At 36.1% G+C, this 5,876-nt stretch carries 5 protein-coding genes; 3 read left to right on the top strand and 2 right to left on the bottom strand.

The window, feature by feature from the left end:
• Nucleotides 1-662, top strand: a 662-nt coding sequence (locus JCM15579_RS19755) for an NAD-dependent epimerase/dehydratase family protein (RefSeq protein WP_157471576.1), incomplete at its 5' end; no start/stop codon positions are given.
• A gap of 26 nt (nucleotides 663-688) precedes the next feature.
• Nucleotides 689-1,696 (top strand): aldose epimerase family protein, encoded by a 1,008-nt coding sequence (locus tag JCM15579_RS19760; RefSeq protein WP_054723011.1) that lies wholly within the window; start codon nucleotides 689-691, stop codon nucleotides 1,694-1,696.
• A 288-nt stretch (nucleotides 1,697-1,984) separates the two neighbouring features.
• Here the strand turns inward: JCM15579_RS19760 and JCM15579_RS19765 are convergent, their stop codons facing one another.
• Together JCM15579_RS19765 and JCM15579_RS19770 are read right to left on the bottom strand one after the other, a co-directional pair.
• Nucleotides 1,985-2,968, bottom strand: coding sequence for a LuxE/PaaK family acyltransferase (locus JCM15579_RS19765; RefSeq protein ID WP_054723013.1), 984 nt, complete (start codon nucleotides 2,966-2,968; stop codon nucleotides 1,985-1,987).
• 172 nt (nucleotides 2,969-3,140) lie between these two features.
• Nucleotides 3,141-4,328, bottom strand: coding sequence for a phosphoglycerate kinase (locus JCM15579_RS19770; protein ID WP_054723017.1), 1,188 nt, complete (start codon nucleotides 4,326-4,328; stop codon nucleotides 3,141-3,143).
• 353 nt (nucleotides 4,329-4,681) lie between these two features.
• Here JCM15579_RS19770 and JCM15579_RS19775 point away from each other — a divergent pair, with 353 nt between their 5' ends.
• Nucleotides 4,682-5,806, top strand: coding sequence for a DNA polymerase III subunit (locus tag JCM15579_RS19775; protein WP_054723015.1), 1,125 nt, complete (start codon nucleotides 4,682-4,684; stop codon nucleotides 5,804-5,806).
• Nucleotides 5,807-5,876: the final 70 nt, after the last annotated feature.

Here is a 5,876-nt window from a genome sequence, read left to right on the forward strand (position 1 = left end):
TTCCAAACTTGGTTTTCTCATCATCATGCACAGTTTATGGACAGCCTGATAAGTTGCCGGTAACGGAATCAACTCCGCGAAAAGAAGCTGAATCGCCCTATGGAAATACAAAATCAATTTGTGAAGATATCATTCGCGATACAACAAAAGCTCATCCCGAATTGAAAGGAATTGCTTTGAGATATTTCAATCCAATTGGAGCACATCCAAGTTCAAAAATTGGTGAATTGCCATTGGGCATTCCTAACAACCTTATTCCATTCCTTACACAAACGGTGGCAGGCATTCGTCCTGAACTTAGCGTATTTGGAAATGATTACAATACGCCTGACGGGTCTTGCATTAGAGATTACATTAATGTAGTAGATTTGGCTAAAGCACACGTTGTAGCCATTGAACGTTTGCTGCAAAATAAAAACACATCCAACTACGAATATTTTAATGTTGGAACGGGATCTGGTGTTTCTGTACTGGAAATCATTGAATCATTCGAAAGGTCAACAGGAGAGAAAGTTCCACATAAAATAGTTGGCAGAAGAGCTGGAGATATTGAGCAGATATATGCAGACACCTCATATTCAAACAGAGAGTTGGGATGGAAATCAGAAAAAAGTCTTGATGAAACTTTGCTTTCTGCCTGGAATTGGCAAAAAACTTTGTAAGGGTTTCGCAATATTAAAAGATAATCATGCAGATTTATACACTTAAAAATAAAAGTATAGAGGTTGATTTTATTGCTCGTGGTGGTCAAATCATTTCAATAAAAGTTCCTGATGCAGAAGGCAATATTGCAGATGTTGTTGTTGGATATGATACCATTGATCAAACGCTTGATGGTGATGCATATTTTGGTGCCCTTTGTGGTCGTTATGCCAACCGTATTGTAAAAGGCGAATTTGAAATTGATGGAGAAAAATTTCAGTTGGACTGTAATAATGAGCAAAACCATTTACATGGAGGATTTGATGGATTTAATCTAAGAAATTGGGAAGTAAGACCTGTTGAGTTAGAGGAATATGTGCAAGCCTTCCAATTAAGTTTGACTAGCGAGGATGGCGATCAGAATTATCCTGGCAAATTGGAGGTTTCAGTAATATACGGATTGACTGATGACAATCAATTTGTGATTGAATATGAGGCAGAAACATCAAAGCCAACAGTAATTAATTTAACAAGTCATCCTTATTTCAATTTGAATGGTGCGGGCAATGGATCGGCAATGAATCATGAATTGCTCTTGAATGCGTCAAACTATACACCGATTTCTGCGGAATTGGGAACTACATCAGGAGAAATTGTGTCGGTAAAGGATACTCCATTCGATTTTACGACTGCAAAATCAGTAGAATCAGCTTGCAATGTGGATCATGAACAAATCAACATGATTGATGGTATTGATCACAATTTTGTATTAGATGATTTCGATGGAACGGTAAAATTGGCAGGAGTGCTTTCAGATCCTAAATCGGGACGAAAAATGGAAGTATATACCGATCAGCCAGGGATACAAATTTACACAGGTGCTCATTTCAATGGCTCGGAAATAGGCAAACAAGGAGCACTAATTATACAGTGTGCAGGGATTGCTATGGAAACGCAGATTTTTCCAAATTCTCCAAACTATGAGCATTTCCCAAATGCAATATTAAGGCCAGGTGAGAAATACAAGCACGTGTGTGTGTATAAATTTTGCTAGTGAATGGTTTCAGAATAAGTCTGAAATTGTGTGTAAATAAAAAATAGTTGTGATGCTTAACGCATTAGCAATTAAAATTCAATAAATAGTGTAACAGGCTAATTTCCTTTAATAAGAGGATACTTGAAACATCAAACAGAGTGGTTTACGTTCATTTAAATCTCTGTTTGGTGTTTTTTATTATACCTTTTTAGATGTTAATTTACACATTGGTATAATGCCGATAGATTGCTATCACTCAGTGATGAGTATAGCGAAATAAATGAGTAGTTTAGCAACTAATCGGTATTATTCGTTTACAAGAAGATTGCAACCACGAATATCAGAATGATCGAATCGACCAAGAATTTCAAATTTTCCATCTTCGTAGATTTTACCAAGATCTTGAGTTTCGATAAACGAGCAAGAATGAACATTGGCCAAATCGATCACATTCACACCTCCAGTTCTACCTGTTTTTTCATAGCTGAATGGATCGTATGCATCGCGAATCATGATTTTCATCCAGTTTGGTGTGTGAAATAAACTTTTTCCTTTAGAGTATGCTTGCGAAAGCAATTCCGTCATTCCATACTCAGAATGGATTTCATTCACACCTAGTCGGGAACAAAGAAATGCGTGCAACTCTTCACGAGTAATTTCTTTTCTTCTTCCTTTCATGCCACCAGTCTCCATGATGATTACATCGGAAAGATCTAGCGCATATTTTTCAGCCAAATCAAGCAAAGCAAAACTAACCCCAAGCAGTAAAATTTTTTGATTCGATTTCTTTAAATCAGCAATGCACTCAATCAATTCTTCATGATTGTGCAGGTAGAATCCACTTTTAGCATGCTTACTATCTTTAATCAGGTGTTCCATCATGTAGATTAAGGATGAACCTTCGCGCTCCAAATAAGAAGGAAGCAAAGCCAGAACACAATAATCTGTTATTGGCCCATAAAAATCCTCGAAACCTTTCTTAAAGCTCTCTTCATAAATACTGATATCGGGAACAAAGTGCCTGCTGGTTAGGTTGCCAGTTGTTCCACTGCTGGTAAAAATTTCTTTTGCAGGATCGTTGGAAGAAACCACCTTTCGGGATTTGAAAAACTCTATGGGAAGAAAAGGAATATCTGTAAGCTTAGTGATTTGATTTACATCCTTTTTCAAATGTTGAAGATATTCACGATACACCTCATTGTTTTCCGCTTGATAACGAAAAATTTCCAGGGCTACTTGTTCAAATTCAGTTTTATTTGATATTGAAAATATTTTTTCCTTCCAGTTCATTTCTATTCTCTATTTGTTGTGATTACAAAGGTAATTGAACCAAGTTTATTGCGTAGCATTAATCAGTGAGAATCTTAAACAATCATAAAAATCTACGTTTAGTAATAAAAAAAAGCAGCCTTGAAAGACTGCTTTAAGAATCCCTGCAAAGGGAAATATTATGGATCGTTAATTACCCTCTAATAGCTGCAACACCTGGCAATTCTTTACCTTCGATGTACTCCAAAAGAGCACCACCACCAGTTGATACATAGCTTACTTTATCAGCCAAGTTGTACTTGTTGATAGCTGCAACAGAGTCACCACCACCAATTAATGAGAAAGCACCTTTTTCAGTAGCTGTTACAATTGCATCAGCAATTGCTTTGGTTCCTTTAGCGAAAGTATCCATTTCGAATACACCTACAGGACCATTCCAAAGAATTGTTTCTGATTCTTCGATAACTTTTTTGAAGTTTTCAATAGTTTCAGAAGCAACATCTAATCCCATCCAATCAGCTGGAATTTCCGATACGTTACATTCTTTAGTGTTTGCGTCGTTAGAGAAATCGTCAGCAATTAATGCATCAACTGCAAGGTGAAGTTTTACATTGTTTGCTTCAGCTTCACTTAAAATTTCTCTTGCGATATCTAACTTATCATCTTCAACCAATGAGTTACCAATGTTACCACCCATCGATTTAACGAAAGTGTAAGTCATACCACCACCAATAATTAAGTGGTCAACTTTAGGCATTAAAGTTTTAATGATATCAATTTTTGAAGATACCTTAGCACCACCCATAATTGCAGTTAACGGACGCTTAGAGTCTTTCAATACTTTATCAACGCTTGATAACTCACCTTCCATTACGTAACCAAACATCTTGTCGTTAGGGAAGAATTTAGCGATAACAGCAGTAGAAGCGTGAGCACGGTGTGCAGTACCAAATGCATCGTTGATCCAAAGATCAGCCAAGTCAGCTAGTTTTTTAGCGAAAGCTTCGTCACCAGCTTTTTCTTCACCGTAAAAACGAAGGTTTTCCAACAATAGAACTTCACCTTCTTTTAGGTCAGCAGCCATTGTTTTAGCACTTTCACCAATACAATCGTCAGCAAATTTCACATCAACACCTAATTTTGCAGAAAGGTGAGCAACGATGTGTTTCAATGAGAATTTTTCATCAACACCTTTTGGTCTACCAAGGTGAGACATCAAAATAACTGATCCGTTTCCTTCTAATACCTTTTTGATAGTTGGAAGTGCAGCACGGATACGTGTGTCATCGGTAATTTCGAACTGATCGTTCAAAGGCACATTAAAATCAACTCTGATAATCGCCTTCTTTCCTGAAAAATTGTATGAATCAATTGTTTGCATTGGAATATGTCTTTTATATTTTTTTCTTCCAAACAAAGGTATGTTTTTATTCAAATTGCTGCAATAAGGAAAGAAAATTCGCTTTTAAACATCACTAAGTCAGTTAGTAATAAGTTGTTTTGTTTTGACTTTGAAACGATTGCATGAATTATTCACTATTGCAATTGAGAGGTAAAAACGTCATTTTTTTCTCAATTGGATTTGAACTTGAGCATTAATGATAAAGCTCTGCTATATTTTTTTAACTTTGGATACCCCGATGTACCTTTGCGCAATATTCGGGATTAAATGATTTTTGATCAACAGGTAAGGTTTGAACTTACCTGTTCGAAACCATTTCACATTGAAGATTCATGCAATTTAAAGATATAATTGGCCACAAAGAGGTCAAGCAACGTTTTATTCAAACCGTAAGAGAAAACAGAGTTAGCCATGCACAATTGTTGATTGGCCCTAAAGGAGTTGGTAAACTGTCGATGGCAATTGCATTTGCACAGTATGTTTCATGTTTGGATAAAAAAGACAACGATTCATGCGGGGTTTGTTCTTCGTGTAAAAAATACGCGAAATTGGTTCACCCTGATCTTCACTTTGTTTTTCCGGTTGTTAAAGGGAAAGGATTTACCAATCCTGTGAGCGATAATTTTATTGAATTGTGGCGATCGCAAATAGAGAGTGATTCTTATTTTGATATTGGAGATTGGTACAGAACCCTTGGTGTAGATAACTCACAAGGGATGATTTATTCTGGCGAAAGCAATGAAATTATCAGGAAACTAAGTTTAAAAACTTACGAATCGGATTACAAGGTAATGATCATTTGGTTGCCTGAAAAGATGCATTCTTCATGTGCCAACAAGCTTCTGAAGATGATTGAGGAGCCACCATCGAAAACTTTGTTTTTTATGGTGTCGGAAGAACCTGATAAAATACTACAAACCATATTGTCTAGAACACAACTGATTAAAATTCCGGCAATTGATACAGAATCATTGGCTGTAGCGGCTAAAAATGATTTTAATCTTAACGATCAGGAATTAAAGAATGTGGTTCGTTTATCGGAAGGGAGTTATCGAAAAGCGAGAATCCTTATTCAGAATTCAGATGAAAATGTAGAGAATTTTGAGAATTTCATCAACATTATGAGACATTGCTATGCTCGTAAAGTATTGGATATTATGGATTGGGCTGAAGAGATTGCGACAATTGGACGCGAACGTCAAAAAAGCTTTTTGAATTATGCGGTTAGAATGATTCGTGAGAATTTTATTTTAAACTTAAAGCAGCCTGAAATGGTTTATTTAAGCGGCGAGGAAATGAATTTCTCGCAACGATTTTCTCCATTTATCAATGAAGATAATGTTTGGATGATTTCTGATGAGCTTTCAAAAGCCTATACGGACATTGAAAGAAATGCCAATGCAAAGATTGTGTTTCTTGATTTGGGTTTAAAGCTGGTTAAATTATTACGTCCGTAATCACCCAATAATTTCCCGAAATAATTACCTTAAGTTTGATAAATAAATTAGTAATTTGCGATTGATATCG

The organism is Marinifilum fragile JCM 15579 (assembly GCF_001310955.1).
Lineage (GTDB): Bacteria > Bacteroidota > Bacteroidia > Bacteroidales > Marinifilaceae > Marinifilum > Marinifilum fragile.

What these genes read in the sequence shown, in the direction of transcription:
- JCM15579_RS19765 (WP_054723013.1), bottom strand. Translation starts at nt 2,968, where the DNA reads ATGAACTGGAAGGAAAAAATATTTTCAATATCAAATAAAACTGAATTT.
- JCM15579_RS19760 (WP_054723011.1), top strand. Translation starts at nt 689, where the DNA reads ATGCAGATTTATACACTTAAAAATAAAAGTATAGAGGTTGATTTTATT.
- JCM15579_RS19770 (WP_054723017.1), bottom strand. Translation starts at nt 4,328, where the DNA reads ATGCAAACAATTGATTCATACAATTTTTCAGGAAAGAAGGCGATTATC.
- JCM15579_RS19775 (WP_054723015.1), top strand. Translation starts at nt 4,682, where the DNA reads ATGCAATTTAAAGATATAATTGGCCACAAAGAGGTCAAGCAACGTTTT.